The organism is Sodalis sp. RH19, assembly GCF_047324215.1.
Taxonomy (GTDB): domain Bacteria; phylum Pseudomonadota; class Gammaproteobacteria; order Enterobacterales; family Enterobacteriaceae; genus Acerihabitans.
Genome location: NZ_CP178734.1, coordinates 5,011,615 through 5,033,875, shown reverse-complemented (window position 1 = coordinate 5,033,875; position 22,261 = coordinate 5,011,615). Strand labels below are relative to the sequence as shown.

Annotated in this window: 18 protein-coding genes; 10 read left to right on the top strand and 8 right to left on the bottom strand. The window is 60.3% G+C overall.

The genetic code is table 11. The features are described from left to right. Positions 1–44: 44 nt before the first annotated feature. The 6 genes from yigB to ACL2XF_RS22560 all read right to left on the bottom strand — a co-directional run bounded on the left by yigB (position 45) and on the right by ACL2XF_RS22560 (position 6,154). On the bottom strand, positions 45–761 hold the full coding sequence (gene yigB / locus ACL2XF_RS22585; protein WP_410013183.1) for a 5-amino-6-(5-phospho-D-ribitylamino)uracil phosphatase YigB: 717 nt from the start codon (positions 759–761) through the stop codon (positions 45–47). Next, the gene (gene xerC / locus ACL2XF_RS22580; protein WP_410013182.1) at positions 761–1,672 is read right to left on the bottom strand and encodes a tyrosine recombinase XerC; all 912 of its coding nucleotides are present in this window, start codon (positions 1,670–1,672) and stop codon (positions 761–763) included. The genes yigB and xerC overlap by 1 nt, the downstream gene beginning before the upstream one ends. After that, a complete protein-coding gene (locus ACL2XF_RS22575) occupies positions 1,669–2,373 on the bottom strand; it encodes a DUF484 domain-containing protein (protein WP_410013181.1) in 705 nt (234 codons plus the stop codon). Before ACL2XF_RS22575 ends, xerC begins: the two co-directional genes overlap by 4 nt. Then, positions 2,370–3,194 (bottom strand): diaminopimelate epimerase, encoded by an 825-nt coding sequence (dapF, locus tag ACL2XF_RS22570; RefSeq protein WP_410013180.1) that lies wholly within the window; start codon positions 3,192–3,194, stop codon positions 2,370–2,372. The genes ACL2XF_RS22575 and dapF overlap by 4 nt, the downstream gene beginning before the upstream one ends. 69 nt (positions 3,195–3,263) lie before the next feature. Next, positions 3,264–3,461, bottom strand: coding sequence for an LPS translocon maturation chaperone LptM (gene lptM / locus ACL2XF_RS22565; RefSeq protein ID WP_413727578.1), 198 nt, complete (start codon positions 3,459–3,461; stop codon positions 3,264–3,266). 140 nt (positions 3,462–3,601) lie between these two features. After that, the gene (locus ACL2XF_RS22560; RefSeq protein WP_413721595.1) at positions 3,602–6,154 is read right to left on the bottom strand and encodes a class I adenylate cyclase; all 2,553 of its coding nucleotides are present in this window, start codon (positions 6,152–6,154) and stop codon (positions 3,602–3,604) included. Between the two features lie 295 nt (positions 6,155–6,449). Here ACL2XF_RS22560 and hemC point away from each other — a divergent pair, with 295 nt between their 5' ends. From hemC to hemY, 4 genes are read left to right on the top strand one after another with little or no spacing between them, the layout of a single operon-like run. Next, on the top strand, positions 6,450–7,400 hold the full coding sequence (gene hemC / locus ACL2XF_RS22555; RefSeq protein WP_413727577.1) for a hydroxymethylbilane synthase: 951 nt from the start codon (positions 6,450–6,452) through the stop codon (positions 7,398–7,400). Continuing rightward, a complete protein-coding gene (gene hemD / locus ACL2XF_RS22550) occupies positions 7,397–8,137 on the top strand; it encodes a uroporphyrinogen-III synthase (protein WP_413727576.1) in 741 nt (246 codons plus the stop codon). Before hemC ends, hemD begins: the two co-directional genes overlap by 4 nt. A 23-nt stretch (positions 8,138–8,160) precedes the next feature. Continuing rightward, positions 8,161–9,369, top strand: a complete 1,209-nt coding sequence (hemX, locus tag ACL2XF_RS22545; RefSeq protein WP_413727575.1) for a uroporphyrinogen-III C-methyltransferase — start codon at positions 8,161–8,163, stop codon at positions 9,367–9,369. A gap of 3 nt (positions 9,370–9,372) precedes the next feature. Next, complete coding sequence (gene hemY / locus ACL2XF_RS22540) at positions 9,373–10,611, top strand: protoheme IX biogenesis protein HemY (RefSeq protein WP_410013174.1); 1,239 nt, start codon at positions 9,373–9,375, stop codon at positions 10,609–10,611. Between the two features lie 609 nt (positions 10,612–11,220). Here the strand turns inward: hemY and lpxL are convergent. Together lpxL and ACL2XF_RS22530 are read right to left on the bottom strand one after the other, a co-directional pair. Further along, positions 11,221–12,144, bottom strand: a complete 924-nt coding sequence (lpxL, locus tag ACL2XF_RS22535) for an LpxL/LpxP family Kdo(2)-lipid IV(A) lauroyl/palmitoleoyl acyltransferase (protein WP_410013173.1) — start codon at positions 12,142–12,144, stop codon at positions 11,221–11,223. A 477-nt stretch (positions 12,145–12,621) separates the two neighbouring features. Beyond that, positions 12,622–13,467, bottom strand: a complete 846-nt coding sequence (locus tag ACL2XF_RS22530; protein ID WP_413727574.1) for a fumarylacetoacetate hydrolase family protein — start codon at positions 13,465–13,467, stop codon at positions 12,622–12,624. Between the two features lie 500 nt (positions 13,468–13,967). Here ACL2XF_RS22530 and ACL2XF_RS22525 point away from each other — a divergent pair, with 500 nt between their 5' ends. From ACL2XF_RS22525 to tssE, 6 genes are all read left to right on the top strand, one after another. Beyond that, on the top strand, positions 13,968–14,606 hold the full coding sequence (locus tag ACL2XF_RS22525) for a two component system response regulator (protein WP_410013171.1): 639 nt from the start codon (positions 13,968–13,970) through the stop codon (positions 14,604–14,606). Between the two features lie 164 nt (positions 14,607–14,770). Beyond that, the gene (locus ACL2XF_RS22520; RefSeq protein WP_413727573.1) at positions 14,771–17,251 is read left to right on the top strand and encodes a type VI secretion system Vgr family protein; all 2,481 of its coding nucleotides are present in this window, start codon (positions 14,771–14,773) and stop codon (positions 17,249–17,251) included. A gap of 10 nt (positions 17,252–17,261) precedes the next feature. Then, on the top strand, positions 17,262–19,937 hold the full coding sequence (locus ACL2XF_RS22515) for a DUF2169 domain-containing protein (protein ID WP_413727572.1): 2,676 nt from the start codon (positions 17,262–17,264) through the stop codon (positions 19,935–19,937). Beyond that, positions 19,934–21,013 carry a pentapeptide repeat-containing protein gene (locus tag ACL2XF_RS22510; RefSeq protein ID WP_410013168.1) on the top strand — a complete coding sequence of 360 codons (1,080 nt, stop codon included), beginning with the start codon at positions 19,934–19,936 and terminating at the stop codon, positions 21,011–21,013. Before ACL2XF_RS22515 ends, ACL2XF_RS22510 begins: the two co-directional genes overlap by 4 nt. A gap of 23 nt (positions 21,014–21,036) precedes the next feature. Further along, positions 21,037–21,669 (top strand): DUF3540 domain-containing protein, encoded by a 633-nt coding sequence (locus ACL2XF_RS22505; protein WP_410013167.1) that lies wholly within the window; start codon positions 21,037–21,039, stop codon positions 21,667–21,669. A 39-nt stretch (positions 21,670–21,708) separates the two neighbouring features. Beyond that, on the top strand, positions 21,709–22,260 hold the full coding sequence (tssE, locus tag ACL2XF_RS22500) for a type VI secretion system baseplate subunit TssE (RefSeq protein ID WP_410013166.1): 552 nt from the start codon (positions 21,709–21,711) through the stop codon (positions 22,258–22,260). Position 22,261 lies beyond the last annotated feature (1 nt).

Genomic DNA, 22,261 nt, shown 5'->3' with positions numbered 1-22,261 from the left:
ATCCGGCGTTAAGGTACTGGTTATTTATACAGACATAGTGAGGATTATAACAAGGCTGTCAGGGAAGCCAACTGCGAAATTTCAATATGAGGCAACAAACGGGCATCCGCGGCCTGGAAAAAATTGCCGCCGCGATCGTTTACCCAGCACGCCTGCAGGCCCGAAGCGACGGCGCCGGTGATATCGGCGGTTAAATCATCACCGACGTGCAGGATGTTTTCCGGCGCCAGCCCCAGCCTTTGCGCCGCGATATGATACATGTCCCGGTACGGTTTGGCGCGTCCGTCGGGGCCGGCGCGCAGCACAAAAGCAAAATAGCCGCCCAGCCCGCAGGCCTCGGGGGAGGCGTTGCCGTTGGTGATGGCCACCAGCGGCCAGCGTTCGCCCAAAGCGCTTAAGGTCCGGTGGGTGGCGGCCGGCACATCGATGTCGCTGCGCCAGCGGGCAAAACTCGCCATAAAGGCGTCCGCGCCGGCCCGGGCCGCGCGCGCGTCCAGCCCCTGGTTGCGCATGGTCAGCTCGACCGCGCGCCAGCGCCACTGGCTGACGTCATGGTAGATATCCGGCTCGCGCCGGCGCAGCTCGGCGCGGATGCGCTGGAAGTGGCCGGCGTCCAGATCTTTCAGCGCCGGATGGTACCGTTGCAGGAAAAGCGTCGATTCCCGCTCGGTACGGGCGATAACCGGACGGTTATCATACAGCGTGTCGTCCAGATCGAAGGTCAATGCGCGAATCTCGCGCAGGGGGCGATAAAAATGCATCAGCTTTTACCTCGTTTGGCTCGTGGATGCGCCGCATCGTAAACCAATGCCAGGTGCTGGAAATCAAGGTGGGTATAGATCTGGGTGGTGGATACATTGGCGTGGCCGAGCAATTCCTGTACCGCGCGCAGGTTGCCGCTGGATTCCAGCATATGGGTGGCGAACGAATGGCGCAGCTTATGCGGATGGACATGGCTCTCCAGTCCCTGTTTGACGCCCCACTCGGCAAAACGCTTTTGCACGTTGCGCATGGAGATGCGCTTGCCGGTCCTGGCGACAAATACCGCGTTATCCACCGGGGCGAACCGCTCACGCAGCGCCAGCCAGTGCTCCAGCCAGACGATGGCGGTCTTGCCCAGCGGCAGCTTGCGTTCTTTGTTGCCCTTGCCCACCACCCAGACTTCGCCCGCCGCCAAATCGATATGGCCGCGGTCCAGGTTGACCAGCTCCGCCAAACGCAGGCCGTCGCCATACATCAGTTCCAGCATGGCGCGATCCCGTACCGCCAGCGGATCGTCGGTATTGATATCCAGCAGACGGTTCACTTCGTCCACATCCATGTTTTTCGGCAGGTGGCGGCCGCTGCGCGGCGCCGGCACGCCTTTGGCCGGATTGGCCTTCAATTCGCCGCGTCCGACCAGCCAGTCGAGAAAGCTGCGCAGCGCCGAGAGCCGCAGCGCCAGGCTGGCGGCCTGCAGACCGCGGCGTTTGCTGCGGGTGGCCATCGCGCGGACATGGGTCACGTCGAGCTGGGGCCAGGCGGTCAGGCCCAGCTCGCCGGCTATATCGATCAAGGCGGTTAACTGGCGATCGTAACTGGACTGCGTCAGCGGACTGAGCTGCCGCTCCACCCGCAGGTAGCGCAAAAACGCATCCACCTCCGGGCGCAGCGGCGAGACCTGGAGGGTCATGAACGCCCGACCCAGCGGGCCAGCAGGCCGGGCAGCAGGATGGCCAGTTGCTGTAACAGCACCGTGCCCATGCCGGACTGATAGTGCTGGCTGTCGCGGCTGGTAAAGGTCAACACGCCCAGGTCGCCTTTTTCCCCCATCAGGGAAATCGCCACCGAGCCGACCTGCCGCGCCTGGGGCAACAGCTGCAGCAGTTCGGGGCCGTTCAGGCCGCCCAGATAATGGTTGCCCTGCCCCAGCCGCTGGATGCGCAGGGGCTCAAACGCGGTGCGGGAAATGCCCAGGTGGGTAAAATCCGACGGTGCGCCGATATACCATTTATCGGTGAACAGCCTGACATGCGCCCCGGACAAGCCCAGGCCGCGCGCCCAGCGCTGCAGGCGGTTAAGCATATCCAGCAGGCTGTCGGCGGCCGCCAGATCGGACTGCAGATGCAACAGCCGGTTAAACAGCTGTTCGTTGGCGCTCGCCTGCTCCATCAACAGGGTAATCTCTTCCTCCAGCTGGCGGATATGATTACGCTGGCGGGCCAGCTGCCACTCCAGCAGGGAAACGCTGCCCCGGTTGACATGGGGCACGCGCATCTGCTCGACCTGGCAAGCGTTGCGGATAAAAAAATCCGGGTTTTCCAGCAGAAATTGCGCCACCGTGCTGTCGTCCAGCCGCGCCGCGGTCTCCAGTTGTTCCCCGACATGCTTCATAGATGTATAAATCCGTCGTAGATATGGGTTGCCGGCCCGGTCATATACAGCGGATTGCCCGGTCCTTTCCAGCTGATGTCCAGCGTGCCGCCCGGCAGGTCGACGCTGACGCGCTCCGCCAGCAGCGCCTGCTGGATGCCGATGGCCACCGCCGCGCAGGCGCCGCTGCCGCAGGCGCGTGTTTCCCCGGCGCCGCGCTCGTAAACCCGCAGGCGGATGTGCTGCGGGTCTATCACCTGCATAAAACCGATGTTCGCCCGCTCCGGGAAACGCTCGTGGTTTTCAAGCAGCGGCCCCAGCGTCTCCACCGGCGCGGTATCGATATCCTCCACCGTTATCACGCAGTGGGGATTGCCCATGGATACCACGCCACACAGCACGGTTTGCTCCGCCACCCGCATGATATAGGTCTTTTCCGCCTTGGTGGCGCGGAAGGGCACCATCTGCGGGTCAAAATTGGGTTCGCCCATATTGACCCTTACCAGTTCATCATCGGTAATGGTTAATATCATACGGCCGGTTTGGGTACTGACGTGTATTTCACGTTTGTTGGTTAAACTTTTCATCCTGACAAAACGGGCAAAACACCGCGCGCCGTTGCCGCATTGCGCCACTTCGCTGCCGTCGGCGTTAAAAATACGGTAATGAAAATCCAGTTCCGGGTCGTAGGGAGGCTCCACTACCAGCAGTTGGTCGAACCCGACGCCATAATGCCGGTCCGCCAGGCGACGGATCAGCTCCGGCGAAAAGTAGACATTTTGCGTCACGGCGTCCACGACCATAAAGTCGTTTCCCAGACCGTGCATTTTGGAAAACTGCATAATTCACTCCGCTGAGTAACCTTACGCGCAGCATAGCGCGTCTCTAAAGCCGATGCGACTGAATCGCGGTTACGGCTGCGCCGACGTCGACGACGAGGCGCCGCCGGGATTCGCGGTTTGCACAGGCGTTGGCGTAACCGTCCTGGCGGGTTTCGGTTTGGCGGTGGTTTTCTCGGCCGGCGGGTAATATAGCGGACCTTTCAGCCCACATCCGTTCAATCCCAGAACTAAAAACGCCAGGGTAATAAGGCGTAACGGGTTTTTCATGCGCTTAGCTACCTGTTATTCATACTTTCAGGCTAACTATCATCGCAGTTAGATGCTGAAAAGCAATAGGAATCGAATGCCGGCGCCGCCGGGCGCCGGGCATCGGCGGGGGGAACAGGCGCGCCACACGGGCGGGGCGGCTAGTTCAACCGTGCCTGCTGCGGCAGTGACGACGCGTCATGCTCATAGGCCGGCGCGCACAAATGGGACAGTACGCTGCTGCGAAACGGCACCACCTGGATCCGGCCGTCCAGCTGCACAATCTGGTAAAACTGCGGCAGGTTGAAGTTGATAAAGCTGGAACCGTAGGTGAAGCGGTCGTGGGACGACGAATAAAAACGGCTCACATCGCGCACCAGCTCTTCCTTGCTGCCTTCGCAATGGTGGTAAGCCTCGACCCGGTTGGTCTCGTCCAGGATATAAATGTTAAAGCCCTGGTCGTCGGCGCTGTCTTCAAAAAAGAACTGGATTATGCCTTCGCTGGCGAAACCGTCCACCACCGGCGGTAAATGAATTTTTTCCGTTTCCATCTGGATCGACAGGCCATGCAGCTTATTGTTGGAAATGGCGCCGTAAAATTCAATGGCGTTTTCCAGTTTCTGCACCGAGACGCTCAGGCGTTCAAAAAACAATCCCCAGGTCTGGCCGGCTACCCGGACCGCTTTAAACCGCGCCGGATCCTGGCGGGTGCTGGATAGACGCAGTTCGATGCAATCCGCCACCAACTGCTGCACCCGGGTGCGGATAAGTCCGCGCAAATGCTGGCTGTAGCAGAACACTTCCACCGTATCAGGCGGCGCGGCGTCCTGATGCATCTTGCCGAGGATGGTTTTCAACGCTTCCAGTACCGCCTGCTCGCCGTTGAAATGCAGGGTGCGCACCTCATTCCACGAATTGCGGTACAGCAGGTCGATACTGCCCACCAGGCACTCCTGCTGTTGGCCGAAGCTGAACACGTCCAGCTTGCGGAAATCAAAATGCACCACCTGGTTGCGGAAAACCGCGGTCGGATCGTGTTCAAGGTTGACGATGATCGCCAGATGGCGGATTTCGCAGGGGCTGTAGAGCGCCTTAGGCGTCGGCGCCGGCACCCGCAGCGGGAAATTGCGCGACACATCCGCCACCAGTTCCTGCAGCCGGGGCAGATCGCACAGGTCGCTGCCCTTGATATGCAACTGGGTCTTTTCGGTCAGCAGGCCGTTAAACCACGCCCAGGCCACCAGCTTGTTCAGGTAGCGGTTATATTCCAGCGGCTGGTGGCTGATGATGGATTCCATCGCCGGCGACTGGTTATACAGGTACCAGCCGGCCCGGTTGGCCCGGCCCTGGGGCACATGGATAAACGTGAGGTTCGGTTCGGACAGATCGGGGGAGATCTGCGGGTTAATCAGCGTCACCTTGCCCGGCAGCGCTTCAAACGCCGCGTAGAGTTTACGGGTCAGCACCCCGATATCCTGCGGGCTGGCGCTGACGCTCAGGTTATTGCGGCGCGCAAAGCGAATCAGGTTACGGTAGCTTTGCATCATGGCGTCGAGCAGTTCGTTATGCGCCTCACGCACCTGGCCGATTTTCCAGTTGGCGCGGTCGTCGAGCATGCTCAGGCGCGCTTCGTCCCAGCCCCACTCCTTGACCTGCTGGCTTAGGATCTCGCGGCGCCAGACGACGCTTTCAGGCGTCAGCGAGAGCTTTTCGCAGACCTTGAGGTAGAAACAGCGCCGCACCAGGTCCAGCCGGGTGGTGTCGTTAATCTGGGTCAGGTAGTGGGTCACGCGCTCGAGCATCATGCAATAAGGATCGAGGCCGTAGGAGACTATCTCGCCGTCGTGCAAATGCTGCTTGATATTCATGGCCAGCAGCTGGGTATGGGGATATTCCCAGGAATAGGCTTCCAGCAGCAGGGTCTTGAGCACCGCTTTGTACGGGGAATCGATGCTTTTATACAGTTGCCACAGGCTGGCGCCGAAATATTCTTCGGCGGACAGCGTGCCCAGCCCGCCCAGATCGAGCCATTCATTGGGGGTCAGCGCGCCGCGGGCATAAAGCGACATGACGTAATCGTCATAGTGCTCTTCTTCGTCGCCCGGCACCATATTCCATAAAATGCGCTTGCCGGCCATGCGCACCGCGGTGCGGTAGAATTCGTCCAGCAACAGGATATGCTGGGTGGAACCGCAGTCTTCATCACCCAGGCTGCCGCTTTCGTTATGGCGGAAGCGGTTTTCATCAATCAGGAAGAAGTTGACGTCCACGCCCTTGGTGCCGGCCCATTTTTCCAGCAGGGCGCATTTGCGCTGCAACTGATAACGTTCTTCGTTATCCAGCCAGGACTGATGGCAGACCCAGATATCCAGGTCGGAATTGGCGTTCTGCCCGATGGACGAGGTGCTGCCCATGGAGTAAACCCCGGTGATCGGCCTTTCCCCGCTGGCGGGCGTCACCATCGGCTGCGCGGACTGGCGCTCAATATCGGCTATCCAGGCGGCCTGGCTTTCATCGCACGTGTAGAAGCAAACGCCGCACGGAACGTTACCTTCTAGGTAACCCGGAAGCATTGGATGATGATAATGTAATAAGGTTGGCAGCAGACTGTAGACTTGCTGAAAGGCCGGCCCCATGGCCGCCAACGCCCGATCCACCCGTAATTGGTTGATCGCGTCCAGTCTCTGTTTCAATGTCTCGATGTAGAAGTACAAGACGTCTCGCCTGGTTATCCCGGTGCCTAAGAGCCTATTTCCATACCCGGCCGGAGTGTTGTTTTGAAGATGGGTCGGCCGGTAATTGCTGGAAACGTGATCAATTTAACACCTTGCTGTTTGACCGTAAAGAAAGTTAAGCTACCCATTAATTATAACACTTTTCCCCGCGGCAACCTTTAATTCCCGATTATCGGCACTTCACCCCATGCCGCCATCACCGGATCCTGATAACTTACAGCGTTTTACTATCGATGGTAGAATGGTTAAAGAATGTGAGAAACGGTAACCCAGAATGCAAGATACCCTGATACGCATCGCCACCCGGCAGAGCCCGCTGGCGCTATGGCAAGCACAGTATGTTCAGCGCCAGCTGCAGCTTCATCATCCCGATTTACGGGTGGAACTGGTACCCATGGTGACCCGCGGCGACATTTTGCTGGATACGCCGCTGGCCAAGGTGGGCGGCAAAGGGCTTTTTATCAAGGAGCTGGAGCGCGCCCTGCTTGAGGATCGCGCCGATATCGCCGTGCACTCCATGAAGGACGTGACCGTCTCATTCCCCGACGGGCTGGGGCTGGTGACCATTTGTGAGCGCGAGGATCCCCGCGACGCCTTCGTCTCCCCGGCCTACGCCAGCCTGGACGAGCTGCCGCCGGGCGCCGTGGTGGGCACGTCCAGCCTGCGCCGGCAGTGCCAGGTACGGGAACGCCGTCCGGATCTGGTGATCCGCGATCTGCGCGGCAACGTGGGCACGCGCCTGGCCAGGCTGGATCGGGGCGAATACGATGCGATCATCCTGGCGGTGGCCGGACTGAAGCGCCTGGATCTGCAGGATCGCATCCGTACGCCGCTGGAACCCGAGCTGTGCCTGCCCGCTGTCGGCCAGGGGGCGGTCGGCGTGGAATGTCGTCTGGACGACCGACGTACCCGCGCGCTGCTGGCCCCGCTGCATCACCGCGCCACCGCCACTCGCATCAGCGCGGAGCGCGCCATGAACGCCCGTCTTGACGGCGGTTGCCAGGTGCCTATCGGCAGCTACGCCGAAATCCAGGGCGACCGGATCTGGCTACGCGCGCTGGTGGGCAGCCCCGACGGCGGCAGGGTTATCCGCGCCGAAAGCAGCGCTCCCCTGGAGGAAGCGGAAGCGTTGGGCATCCGCCTGGCGGAGGAGTTGCTCAGGCAGGGCGCCCGGGAAATCCTCGATCAGGTCTATGCGGCGGAAAAACAGGATTCGCCGCAATGAGCATCCTGGTCACGCGCCCGTCCCCCGCCGGCGAAGAACTGGTGAACCGCTTGCGCGCGCGCGGCCGATCCGCCTGGCACCTGCCGCTGATTGATTTTGCCCCCGGAGACGAACTGGCCCGGCTGCCCGAACGCCTGGGCGCGCTGCGGCCAGGCGATCTGGTGTTTATCGTCTCGAAACACGCGGTCAATTATGCCCACCCGTTTCTGACCCGCCGGGGCCTGTCCTGGCCGGAAACGCTGAAATACCTCGCGGTCGGCCGCACCAGCGGCCTGCTGATGCACACCGCCTCCGGCCTGCCGGTGGACTACCCCCACGACGGCGAAAGCAGCGAACATCTGCTGCGCCTGCCGTCGCTACAGCGCGTCGCCGGATTGCGGGCGCTGATCCTGCGCGGCAACGGCGGGCGGGAAGTACTGGAGGAGACGTTGCGGCAACGTGGCGCCGAGGTCGCGTATTGTGAATGCTATCAGCGCAGCCCGGTGCATTACGACGGCGAGCAGCAAAGCCGGCGCTGTCAGCAACTGGGCATCAATACTTTGATCATTACCAGCGGCGAAATGTTACAACAATTCTATACTTTAATTCCTGAGTACTATCGCGTCTCATGGCTGTTGCAATGCCGGCTGGTCGTGGTGAGTGAACGAATCGGGGCTTTAGCCCGCCAATTGGGCTGGACGGACATCGTCGTAGCAAACGCGGCAGACAACGATGCGCTTATGCGTGTGCTGCTCTAAATCTAATCATGGGATAGGCCAATATGACGGAACACACTACTCCAACGACTCCGCAGGAAGATGCAACCCGGGCGGCGGATACGCCTAAGCCCTCGTCATTCGCGCCCGGCGATACGGCGGCGGGTACCGCCAAGGCCAATCCTCCGGGCGGCGGGACGAAGGCCCCCAAGAGCGGCAAAAAGCCCCTAGGCGTCATCCTGGCGGCTATCGCCATTATCCTGTCCCTGCTGCTGGCCGCCGCGCTCTATATGTACGGCGTCCGGCAGGCAAAAACGCAAAACGCGCTGAATCAACAGCTGCAATCCCGCATCGAGGCATTGCAGCAAGCGCAGCAACAGCAACAGCAGCAATCCCAGGCGGCGTTGCAGCAGCAGGGCCGGCAGCTTGGCGCCGCCCAGCAGCAGGCGGCCGTCCAGGACAGGCAGCTAAGCGAATTGCGCGATAAAGTCGCCACCATCTCCGGCTCCGATGCCAATACCTGGCTGTTGGCCCAGGCGGATTTCCTGGTCAAGCAGGCCGGCCGCAAGCTCTGGAGCGATCAGGATATCGTCACCGCCGGCGCGCTGCTCAAGAGCGCCGATGCCAGCCTGGCGGATATGAACGATCCCAGCCTGATGAACGTGCGTCGCGCCATAACCGAGGATATTGCCGCCCTCTCAGGCGTCAGCCAGGTGGATTTTGACGGGATTATTCTGAAAGTGAACCAATTGTCAAACCAGGTGGACAACCTGCGCCTGGCCGACAACGACAGCGATGAATCCCCCATGGACAGCGACGGCGGCAGCGAGCTGTCAAGCTCGGTGCGCGAATGGCGGCAAAACCTCAGCAAAAGCTGGCACAACTTTATGAATGACTTTATTACCATCCGCCGTCGCGATACCAGCGCCGAGCCGCTGCTGGCGCCAAACCAGGATATCTACCTGCGTGAAAATATCCGCTCGCGCCTGCTGATTGCGGCGCAAGCGGTGCCGCGCCACCAAAATGAAATCTACCGGCAATCCCTGGAAAGCGTCTCTACCTGGGTACGCGCCTATTTCGACGCCGATGATGCCAATACCCGCGCCTTTCTCAGCGAACTGGACGACCTGAGCCAGCAGAATATCACCATGGATGTGCCGGCACAGTTAAGCAGCCAGCCGCTGCTGGAGAAACTGGTGCAGACGCGCGTGCGCAACCTGCTGGCGCAGCCGTCGGCCTCGGTTGCTAATGCCCCCGCCGCTCAGGGAGAATAAACGATGCTACGCGTATTGTTGCTGTTCATCCTGCTGATTGCCGGGATTGTGATCGGGCCGATTATCGCCGGCCATCAGGGTTATGTACTGATCCAGACCGATAATTACAATATCGAGACCAGTGTGACCGGTCTGGTGATTATCCTGATTGTGGCGCTGGTGGCGCTGTTTATCGTGGAGTGGGTGTTGCGGCGCGTTTTCCGTACCGGCGCGCGTACCCGCCGCTGGTTCCTGGTGCGTAAAAACCACCGCGCCCGCAAACATACCAAAGCCGCGCTGATGAAACTGGCGGAAGGCGATTACCGGCAGGTGGAAAAATTGCTGACCCGCAACGCCGACCACGCCGATCAGCCAGTGGTCAATTACCTGCTGGCCGCCGAGGCGGCGCAGCAACGGGGCGACGATATTCGCGCCAACCAGCATCTGGAGCGGGCCATGGAGGCGGCGGATAACGATCAGCTGCCGGTGGATATCACCCGGGTGCGCATCCAGCTGGCGCGCAATGAAAACCATGCCGCCCGTCACGGCGCCGACCGTTTGCTGGAGATCGCTCCGCGTCATCCGGAGGTGCTGCGCCTCGCCGAGCAGGCGTTTATCCGTACCCGCGCCTGGCAGGCGCTGCTGGATATCCTGCCGGCCATGCGCAAAGTGCGGGTCTATGAAGAGAGTAAAATCCAGTCGCTGGAGCACCAGGCCTACAGCGGATTGATGGACCAGATCATGGAGAACGAGGGCAGCGAGGGCCTGAATAGCTGGTGGCGCAATCAAAGCCGCCGCACCCGCAACGATCCCCAACTACAGATCGCGCTGGCGGAACATCTGATCGTCTGCAACGATCATGAAACCGCCCAGGCTATTATCGTCAAGGGATTGAAGGACCATTACAACGAACAGCTGCTGTTGCTGGTGCCGCGCCTGAAAACCGGCGATCCGGAGCAGCTGGAAAAAGTCCTGCGCCAGCAGATCAAGCAGCAGGGCGCGTCCCCATTGCTTAACAGCACCATGGGTCAGCTCTTGATGAAGCGCGGCGAATGGCAGGCCGCCGCCGACGCGTTCCGCGCCGCGCTTGCCCAGCGTCCGGACGCCCATGACTACGCCTGGCTGGCCGATGTGCTCGATCGCCTGCGTCTGCCGGAAGAGGCCACGCAAATGCGCCAGGAATCCATCAACCTATCGCTGCAAGCCCCACAGCAGGCGCAGCCCGTCCCGCAGCCAGACCCGGCGCTGAAACCTTTGCCCTAGGTAACCCGCCCCGGTTTGGATTAAAAAAAACACTTGCCATCACGGCAAGTGTTTAACAAGGTCAGGTCATAAGACAACAGTTTGGCGCCTCACTCAACGTTTTGTCCGAAGGTTCTGATGAGGGACTCATCATGGAGCTGGACAATAGGCGCCACAAGTTTGGCTCTGCGTCATTCCGGGGTTTATGAGGCGTAAACGCGAACATATGAGGGTGGAATGAGCATCTACAACAAAAGTAGTGCAGTTTGCGTGCCAGGACGGGTTTTGCCGCGGGATATTTTTTTACCCGCGGCGGAAGCGCATCAATAAGGGTACGGCCGGCCTCATTCCTTCCGCATTATGGCTGCGAATAACAATATCAACATATTGATAAACAATAACTTAAATTGATTTCGCCGGACTTTACCCCGCCATCGCCGTGCAAATCATTGCCGCCTGCCGGACAGACGATAACAGACAGGCCGCGCTTATTGCGCGGACGCCGCCGGCGGAACCTGTTACCTGTGAGAGACACAAATAGGCTGAAATAATTATTTATATTTAATTCAAATGGTTATATGTCTCTATATCGAGACATATACCCCTAGAGTATACGCAACGCCGCCCGCGCTAAATATATAATGACTTCTCCCCCAGCGGCCGGGTTTTAAACCGCCGGTGCAGCCATAGATATTGGCCGGGGGCTTTCATGATTTCAGTCTCTATCACCCGGTTGACATAGTTGGCGGCCGCCAGGCTGTCGTCGTAAGGGTAGTTTTGCAGCTCCGGCGAAATAATTAACTGGTAGCCCAGGCGGTCGGGTTTGCGGATGACCACGGCGCTGACCAGCTTCGGCCGGGCCAGCTTGGCGATGGTAAAGGTGCCGTTGGTGGTAGCGGTTTGATTGACGCCGAAAAACGGCACAAATACGCTGCCCTTCGGGCCGTTATCCTGATCCGGGGCAAACCAGACCACGCCGCCGCGTTTTAACGTGTGTACCATGCAAACCAGTTTTTTACGGCTGACCAGGGAATTCCCCGAGCGGGAACGGCCCCACTTCTGCACCAGTTCCATAATTTTGCTGTTATGGGGACGATACATGACGGTCATGGGTTTGCAGTGGCCTAAAATACGAAAATGCAGCTCCAGCGTCATAAAATGCACGCCGATAACGATAACCCCATTTTTCTCCCCTATGGGGGAATCCAGGTTTTCCAGGCCGACCACATCGAACCATTTTTTTATACGCTGGTCGGACCAAAACCACGCCATTCCGGTTTCCATCAGGCCCATGCCCAGGGAAGAAAAGTTATCGGCCAATTTTATTTTGATTTGTTCCGGCTCGAGAGTAGGGAAACTGAGCTCAAGATTACGTTTGGCGATGGCAACGCGCCTTTTTAAAAAGCGCATGGATAACAACCCCATACCCCCGCCCAGGCGCAGTAGCAGCGGATAAGGCAGCTGCACTAATAAAAACAACAGGCCAAGCCCCAGCCAAAGTAACCAATACCTGGGGTGCATATAACTTAACGGCAATAGCCAACGTTGGATCATAGGGATGGTTCCGCAGCACGGGACGGCGTCAATAATTCGGCATAGGTAATAACCTGGGTTATTACTTACTACGATGAGCTTAACGAGGACACTGACTCTCGCCGCATGGGTGCATTAAAAGATATTCAATTATAAAAAAAACAGGCTTTTCCGGCCGTTCACCAAGCGTCAAAAGAAAAATAGAACCGAATAATACTAGCCGTTTTATTTTACAGAAAAAAGACAACCTAGCACGGACCGGCACGTTTAAACAGCCCGGGGAGAGGCAGGTATCGTAATTTCCTCTGACCTTAACTTATTCAGACACCGGCGGTGAAACTTAATTCATTAACCGCGTTAATCCATCCGCCCAGAAAACGGTGAAAAAAATAAAGTAAAAGCATTGCGGCAAAACAATGCCGCGCGCCCCGCGGCCCAAAATCCGGCCTGGGGCAAGCGGGGCCGCCCCGCCAGAGAGAGGCCCCTGCCATCCCGCGATCAGGCCGAGACCGTGCGCGCAAGCTGCTCGCCCAGGCCCTCTACGCCCAAACGCAGGGTCTGCCCGGCGCGCAGGAAAATGGCTTCCGGCTTATGTCCCATACCCACTCCCGGCGGCGTGCCGGTGGCGATAATATCCCCGGGCCGCAGGCTCATAAAATGGCTCAGGTAGCTGATAATATGCCTGACGCCAAAAATCATGGTGGCGGTATTCCCATTCTGGTAACGCGTGCCGTCCACCTCCAGCCAAAGGTTCAGCGCCTGCGGGTCGGCTATTTCATCCGCCGTGACCAGCCAGGGGCCAATGGGACCGAAGGTATCGCAGCCTTTTCCTTTATCCCAGGTGCCGCCGCGTTCTATTTGCCACTCCCGCTCGGAAATATCATTCACCACGCAATAACCGGCCACATGGTCCATGGCTTCCCCCTCGTCGATGTAACGCCCGCCCTGGCCGATGACCACGCCCAGCTCCACTTCCCAATCGGTCTTACGGGACTGGCGGGGAATCTGCACATCGTCATTGGGGCCGTTGATGGCGCTGACCCATTTATTAAACACGATAGGCTCGGTGGGAATGGCCGCCCCGGTTTCCGCCGCATGGTCGGCGTAGTTGAGGCCGATACAGACAAACTTGCCTACCTGGCCGACGCAGGGCCCCAGCCTGGGCTGGCCGGCCACCAGCGGCAGCTGGGCGATATCCAGGGCGCGTAATGTGGCGAGCGCGGCGGGCAGCAGGGCGTCCCCGCCGATATCGGCGATATGACCGGCCAGGCTCCGTATGCGTCCCTCGTTATCCAGAATGCCTGGGCGTTCCTCGCCGGGCGGGCCATAGCGCAATAATTTCATGACGTACTCCGTTTTTTTAAAATGACAACGGGTGAAAATATATGCCCCGTAACCGCTGCCGGCCATCAAAACCACCGGACAGACATCAAATACTTGAAGAAGATCACTTTCAGGCGGGTTGCCCATCACGGTGGGATGAATGAGTAACGCGCCGCAACCATGAACGTTCGCTTCGGCCATTTCTTTAACAGGAAGCGCTAATTAAGCACAGCGCCTAAACCGCATTGAAATATGCTGAATATAGCCTTATTTTTTCCTGTCTCGTCCTTGATTTATTTCAGGGTTCCATTATGCTCGTGGCGTTTCATTATCCAGATGATAACGTAGAATATTTTATTTAAAATCATTTCCCGAATGTGTAATTGCCAGCTTTTAAGCCTGTATCCGTTATTGTCTTTAGCGCTGTCCGCGATAATAGTAGCGGCCGGCGGTTCTGTGCGTTTTTTATTTCAACAATATGCCAATAAATACTCTTCATGTATTTTCCAGGGAATCGTTTTATGAACATAAAACTGGTGCTGGTTGACGATCATGAACTGATCATCAACGGCATTAAAGCATTGCTTACCCCCTATCCGCGTTACCAGATAGCGGGCCAGGTGGACAATGGACTTGAGGTCTATCGCCTGTGCGGCGAGACCCACCCGGATATCGTGATATTGGATTTGGGATTGCCCGGCATGGATGGGCAGGATGTGATCGCGCAATTGCTTAAGCGCTGGCCCGCCCTGCGCATTATCGTGCTTACCTCCAGGCGGGGAGAGCATTATGCCGCCGGGGTGCTGCGCCTGGGCGCCCTGGGCTTTGTGCTGAAAAGCAGCCCGCAGCATTGCCTGCTGACCGCGCTGCAGTACGTTTTTAACCGCAAGCGTTACCTTGATCCGGCGCTGGATCATTTTCGCGTGTTCCAGCTGATGAACGAAAGCGGCCATCACCCTTTGTCCCTGACGCTGAGGGAGCGCCAGGTATTAAAGCAAATCGCCGAGGGCGCGGGCAACCACGCCATCGCCGGTAACTTATCCATCAGCCCTAAAACAGTCGAGACCCATCGTTTGAATATTATGCGTAAACTTGACGTGCATAAAGCCATTGACCTGGTGCATTGGTCGTTCCGGTTGGGATTGGTGGAATACCGTTAGACAAAAATTCAGGAAGGATGTCAGGGAATTACCTGATGTTTCATCTTCATTCGCCGCCTATGATGGCAATAGTCTTATAAAGCCAATAGTTAGCAGAATAAAATAGAGACGTTGTAAAAAATAATTCGGCTTATTACCGACGATCTCGCGTATTGGGGAACAGCATGCCCGACTGGATTAATGTTCATACGCCGTTAAGCGGCAACGCCGAAAGTGAGCTGATATTTAAACGGCTGACCGGCCGGGAATCCTTTTCGGCCTTATACCGGTTCAACGCGGAATTTCTTAGCACTCATAACGATTTAGATATGAATGCATTATTAGGAAAGGATATCACCATTGAAATAAAGCTCATTAATGGCGAGCGCCGTTTTTTGCATGGCCATATCACCCGCATTGATTTCAACGGCTACGATCTGCTGCATGAAAAATATAAGCTGTATACCTTCACCCTGCATCCCGCCCTGTGGTATCTGACGCAAAATCGCGATTGCCGCGTCTGGCAGGAGAAAACCCTGCCGGATATTATTACCCATGTCCTGGCCGACTATAATATTGACTGTGAAAATCGGCTGACCAGCGCCTATCATCGCTACCCCTACATCGTGCAATATCGCGAAAGCACCTTCGATTTCCTGAGCCGTCTGATGGAGCATGAGGGCATTTATTATTTTTTCCGCCACCATGATCGGGGCCATACGCTGGTGCTGGCCGACGCCCCCCAGGCGCACCAGCCTTTCCCCGGCTACGAGGATCTGGTTTACCGGCAGCCGGGCGCCGGTCTTAACGCACACCGCGAAGCCATTCACCGCTGGACATTGTCCCATGAAATCACCCCCCGGTTGTGCAGCATGGACGATTATGACTTTCGGCAGCCGCGCGCCCATCTGGGGCAAACGTGCCAAAACCGCGCCTCGTTTGCCGCCAACAAAAGCGAAATCTACGACTGGCCGGGGGGGTATGCCGATCATGGGCATGGGGAGTTCCTGGCGCAAATCCGCCAGCAGGAGCTGGCCTCCCGGCAATGCCGCGTCTCGGGACTGGCAACGGCGCGCGGCATGGCGCCCGGCTACACTTTCCGGATTCAACACTGTCCGCGCCCGCAGGATGAGCAATCTTATCTGGTCACCGGCGTCGATTACAGCATCCAGGATAACCGCTGGCATGCCGCAGATGCTCAATCCGCACCCGGCGCCGCCATGGCTGAGTTCAGCGTGGCTTTTACCGTTATACCGGCCCAGGTCACCTGGCGTCCGCCCCGCGCCACCCCCTGGCCTAAAACCCAGGGGCCGCAAACCGCCGAGGTGGCCGGTCCGCCCGGCAACAGCATTTGGACCGATAAATATGGCCGCGTAAAGCTAAAATTCCGCTGGGACCGGCACGGCGCGGGCGACGACACCGATTCCTGCTGGGTGCGGGTATCCAGCCATTGGGCCGGGTGGAAATATGGCGGCGTACAGGTGCCGCGGGTGGGCGAAGAGGTGATCGTGGATTTTATCAACGGCGATCCCGATCGTCCCATTATTACCGGACGGGTCTACAACGAAGACGCCCTGCCGCCCTGGGAACTGCCGGCCGCCGCCGCCCGCATGGGATTTATGAGCCGCAGCAGGGATGGCGGCACGGGCAACGCCAGCTACTGGTTTATGGAGGACGCGCCGGGACGCGAGTCCTTTAACCTGCATGCCGAGCGGGATATGACCCTCTCGGTGGAACATGACCAACGCATCAGCGTCGACGGCGATCTGGCGCAGGAGATAAAAGGCCAGAGCCGCTTTATCCACCAAGGTCCCTGCGCCACCTTCAAATTTAAACCCGATATACAGACCTTCCACTTGGGCAAAACCAGCCTGATTACCGCCGGCGGCAGGGCAGACGCCGTTACCGGCGGCGAATACCGGCAGGTGACCGGGCACGCGGCGCAGATTGTCAGCGGCAGCCTGACCCAGCATGCCGGTGATACTATCAGCCACCATGCCCTGAATGATCTGATGTTTGACGCCGGCAATAAAATCGTGTTCGGCCGGACGCGCTATCCCGGCGTGCTGGCGGCGGATGCGCCAGGGCCGGCCCAGGCCGCCCTGGCGCAGGCCCGGCCCGCCACCGCGCAGGAGCTGGCGGATCGCCGCCGGGCCGAGCGGCAATACCAGCGCCCGGATCCCACCCGGGTGGAATATGCCAAAGGGGTGGATACCACCATCAATGGCGTGGATCGGCAATCCATCGCCGGCAATCGGCACGTGGAGATAAAGGGCGACGCGCGCCGCCATATCCACGGCAGGCTGGATGAGCAGGTTGACAGGGATCTGGCCGTGTGCGCCGGCGGCGATATCAGCATTGACGGCGGCAATGAGATTCAGGTGACAGCCAAAAAACGGGTGCTGAAAATCAAGGGAAGCAGCGAAACCCATGCCGGCAATATGCTTCACGTCGCCGGCGCGGCGGAAAGCATCTATAACATGCGCGTTGCCATGACAAAAATGGCGGTAACCACCGATGAGGTATTGACGTCCAGCACCCGGCTGAACCTGGCCACGACCGCGGTGCGGGTCGAAACGGTGGGCGTCAATATCAGCCAGGGGCAGTTGGATATCCGCACCACGCTGCTGAGCCTGCACACCAGCGCCATCACCCTTTTTATCTGAGCCGGCCGCCATGAACATCATCAAACCCCTGCGTCTGGGCGTGCTGCACCGCCCCTGGCGCTGGCTGGGCCAAAACCAGTTAGGCGTGTCCGTGCTGGCCCTGGCTGACATGGGGCCCGCGCCACGGCTGCGTCCCGAACCGGAGCTGTGGCAACTGGCGGCGCGGGAACTGGCCGGCGACGGCGGTTTGCTGGACCTGGCCATTCCCAAAGCCTGCGCGGAATTCCTGGCCACCGGTTATGCCTATACTCGCCATCAGCGGCAAAATAATGCCTGTATGGTTAAAATCCAGGTGGACGCGCTGGAAAAGAGCCTGATGGTGTTCGGGGAACGTTTCTGGGTCAGCGGACGCCCCACCGAGGCGCTGCCGTTTGCACGGCTGCGCCTGGACTGGCAAAACGCCTTCGGCGGCGAAAACGATGCCCGCAACCCGCGTGGCCTGGGCGCGCACCCCGTAGAGCGTAACGGCGTCATATGCCATCCGCTGGCCCATATCGAACCGGAGGCGGGTTATGGCGCATCGCGTCGCAGGATAAAACCCGACTGTTTCGGCCCGCTGGACTTTTGCCTGCCGGAGCAGTTCAGCCGTATCGGCAAAAGCTACGACCGCCGCTGGCTGGAGCAGGAGTACCCCGGGTTCGCCCGCGATATCGACTGGCATGTATTTAACCGGGCCGGACGCGATCAGTGGTGGCCGCGGTCGCCGTCATTACCGCTGGGCGCGCCCTGGCGTATCTGGAATATGCACCCGGAGCAACCGCTGCAGCAGGGCGTGCTGCCCGACTGGCGCGCCCGGTGTTTTATCACGCGCGCCGCCGTTCCCGACGATCATCACGCTTGCGCGCCGCCGGCGCTGGAAGAAATCACCCTGCGCGCCACCACCTTGTGGTTTTTTCCTCATGTGGAACAGATGGTACTGATTTGGCAGGGCAGCTGCGGGATCCAGGAAGACGATGCGCTGGACGTCGACAATATGCTGGTCGCCCTTGAAGCGGCACGGGAGAGCCGGCCCCTGGCGCATTACCGGGACGTTCTCCAGGCCCGCAGCCGAAAGGCTACCGCCGCCGCCCATGCCCTGTGTGAACAGGATTTGGTCACGGAAAGCCTGATCGGCCCATGGCTGGATACCGCCCCCCGGCCGCCGGAAAGCCCGCTGGCGGCCAATCTGGCCCGCCGGGAAGCGGACCTGCGGGAAAAGCGCGGACAGCCCCTGCCGGACAGCGGCGTTCATACGACCTTACCCGGGCAGGCAACCCCGGCTGACCGGAGCCCCGGCCGGCACCAAGGCGCCGCTGACGCGCGGATAAGCCTGCGCGACGGCGACACGGGCGCAGGCGACGGCGATACGGACGCAGGAGATAGCGCCGGTAACCTGGTGGCCCGCGCGCAGGAGCCGGGGCCGCTGCCCGGCGAGCTGCCGCGGTATATGGCGCGGGTGGAACGACAGGCGGCGGCGCTGCAACAACGGGCGCTGGAAAAAGCCGCGGCCCTGGGCGCCGATATGACGGATGCCGTGGACGGCGCCGGGCCGGCGCACTACCACCGGATGCTGGCGGCGCTGCGGCGGGAGGCTGAGGACAGCGCCGGCGCCGGGCCGTCTATTGATACGCCTGAAGCCCGCCTGGCCCTGCACCAGATGTACCGGCTGGCCGCCGCTGCCCGCCCTGCGGCCCCGCAGGCGGCGGCGGAGTGCCGCCCTCGCCTTCAGGCCCTGCTGGCGCAAACGCGCGATCTCGGCGACATGGATTTGACCGGCGCCGATCTGCGCGGCCTGGATCTACGCGGCGTTAATCTGCAGCGGGCCCTGCTGGAAAGCGCCAGGCTGGATAACTGCCTGCTGGACGGCGCCGATCTCAGCGACGCCATGCTGGCCCACGCCTCGTTGACCGGCGCTTCGCTGCGCGACGCGCGCCTTGCCGAAGCCTGCCTGACCGGCGCCCGCTGTCACAACACGCTGTTCACCGGGGCGCAGCTGTCCGGGACGACAGTGACCCGGGCGGCGTTTGCAGACTGTTGTTTTGAGCGGGCGCAGCTCAGCGGGCTGCTGTTTTACCACACCGCCATCCACCGCTGCCGCTTCAGCCATGCCGCCCTGACGAACTGCACGTTTCTTGATGCCGACGCCACGGCGCCGGATTTCAGCCATTGCCGCCTGGAAAAGGTGACGTTCAACCAGGGCCGTCTGGACGCGGCTTGTTTTAACGCCGCGCGGTTGTCCGGCTGCTCGTTTATCACCCTGGCGTTGGATGAGATCCGGTTTCAGGAGGCCGCCCTGGACAGCTGTGTTTTTACCGGCGGCACCCATGCCGGAGGCGCGGCATTCCGGCGCGCCCGGCTAACAAGCTGCAACTTCCGGCAAACGCCGCTGGACCGGGCGGATTTTTCACAGGTCGAGGCGCAAAGTTGTGACTTTAGCGGCGCCGTGCTTACGCGCGCGCGCCTGGACGGTATCAACGCCGGCGGCTGCCTGTTTATCCGCGCCGACCTCAGCCACGCCTCGCTGACCCGCGCCGACCTGATCGGCGCCCTGTTGCAAAAATCCCGGCTCGCCGGCGCCGACCTGCGCGCCGCCAACCTGTTTCGCGCCGATCTGTCGTTAGCGACCATCGACCGCCATACCCGCCTGCAGGGCGCCTATACGCACCAATGCAAAACCCTGCCGCGCGCGCAGGAGCCTTCGTCATGACTCACCTCACCGCGCGGGAATTACAGCACCGCATCGACCGGGGGGAAGCGGTCGACTCGGTGACGCTGGGCGAGGAACAGCTTGCCGGCGTACGGCTGCGCGGCGCGGTATTCAGCAACGTGGATTTCACCGGGGTGGACTTACGCCGGCGCCAGCTGGAAGACACGCTGTTTGATCATTGCCGGCTGGAACGGGCCCGCTTTTGCGGCGGGAATATCAAGGACTGCCGGTTTAACCACTGCGCGCTGCCCGCGGCCGATTTCAGCGGGTGCGATATTACCGGCACAGTATTTAATCATTGCCGGCTGATGGGCAGCCGATTTGGCGCCAGCGGCCTGACATTAACCCAGTTCCTGGAGTGCCCGCTGACCGGCGCGACCTTTGATACCTGCTCGCTGGAGCAGGTGACACTGTTTAAAACGCCGCTGCTCCAGGCCCGGCTGCATCAATGCCGGGCGGTCCTGACCACATTGTTCGGCATCGACCTTACCGCCACCACGTTCAGCCAGAGCCAATTCGACCGCGTTATCTTTGCCGAATGCGACCACCGCCATAACGACTATCGCCGCCAGACCTTTATCGCCTGCCAGTTTACCGGTAATGCCATGGATAACGTCGATTTCAGCCACGGCACGCTGACCCGCAGCTGTTTTAAAGGCGCCTCGCTGGGCATGGCGCGTTTCAATCACGCCCGGTGCGGCCAGGCGCTGTTTATCGACAGCAGCCTGGCGCGGGCGCAATGCCGCCGCGGCCATTTTGACCAGGGGCAGTTTATCGGCGCCGACCTGCGACAGGCGGATTTTTCCCACGCCAGCCTGGAGCAGGCCCTGCTGCATCGCGCCGCGGCCGGACAATGCCGATTTACCGGCTGCAACCTGGCGTATGCGGATTTTCGCGAGGCCGATCTCCAGGACGCCGACCTGCGGCACGCGCGCTTTATGCGCACCAGCATGCACCGCGCCCGGCAAACGGCGGCGCTGTTTTCCAGCCGCAAGGGGCTGCTGGAGGCGGATGCAGCGCTCCATGCCGCCGAAGAGTGGAGCCACCGGCGGCCAGATGTGACCCCGGACCCTTAGCCATCCCTTATTTGAGACACCTTATGATGAACCAACAGGCATTGCGCGACCAGATTGCATCGCCGCCCGGCCAGGCCGTAGGCCGGGTGGTCAACCTGCTGCCGGACGGCTGCTATATCGTGCGCCATGAACAGCGCGGCTGGCAGTGCCGCCGGGCCGCCAGCTGCCTGCTGGCGCCGCAGCCGGGCGATACGGTGCTGGTTGCCGGCAACCGGGCGCAGCTGTGGCTGCTGGCGGTGCTGGATCGCGCGGACACGCTGTCGCCCTGGTCCCTGACGGTTGCCGGCGACCTGCATATCGTCGCCCGGGGCGAGTTAAGCCTGCATGGCGCCGAACGGCTGGCGTTGCGCGCCCCGGCGCTGGATATCGGCGCCGATCGCGGGGAATGCCGTATCGGGCGGATGCGCTACCAGGGCAAGTCGTTGTCGGCCCGGGTGGATGTCGGCTGCATCGTCGGCAAGCGGCTGGAATCGGTATGGCGCACCCTGGTGCATATCAGCCACCGGTGGCTGCGCAAAGTGACGCAAACGGAGCACGCCAGGGTCGGCCAGCTGGATTACCAGGCCGCCGATTATGCCCGCCTCCACGGCCGGAACCTCATGATCACCGCCGACGCCGTCACCAAGATCGATGCTGAACACATTCATATGGGCTGATGCGGCAGCCGCCGGATTTGCCGTAAAAATGGAGCGGAAATGGCGAAAAAAATAAGCCACCCCCCGGCGCAACGCGCCGCCGGACAGACTAGCTCGGCCGGCGGCCGGCAACGCGCCGCGCCCTTGTTATGGGAACGGCTGCTGGACGACGATCCGGAAAATCCGGACGAGTCGCCGCCGGACATGGCGTGCCTGCGCGACAGGCTGAAACAGTCGGTGTTAACCAACCTGCAGGCGCTGTTCAACTGCACGCGTTTCGCCTCCCGCGGCGAGCTGGCGCGCTGGCCCCATATTTACGCCAGTACGCTGAACTTCGGCTTGCCGCCGCTGGCCGGCAAGGTGCGCACCGAGATCGCCTGGCAGGATATCGAAGTCGCCATCGCCAGGGCGATCGCTTGCTTCGAGCCGCGCATCATCGTCCCGGAGCTGTGTATTGATTGCATTGATGACGATGCCGGGCTGGCGTCGCATAACCTGCTGTCGTTTATTATCCAGGGGCGCCTGTGGTGGTCGCCGGCGCCGGTGGAGTTCAGGTTTACCAGCCGCGTGGATCTGGAAAACGGCCATTTTGAACTGAGTGATAAGGGATAAC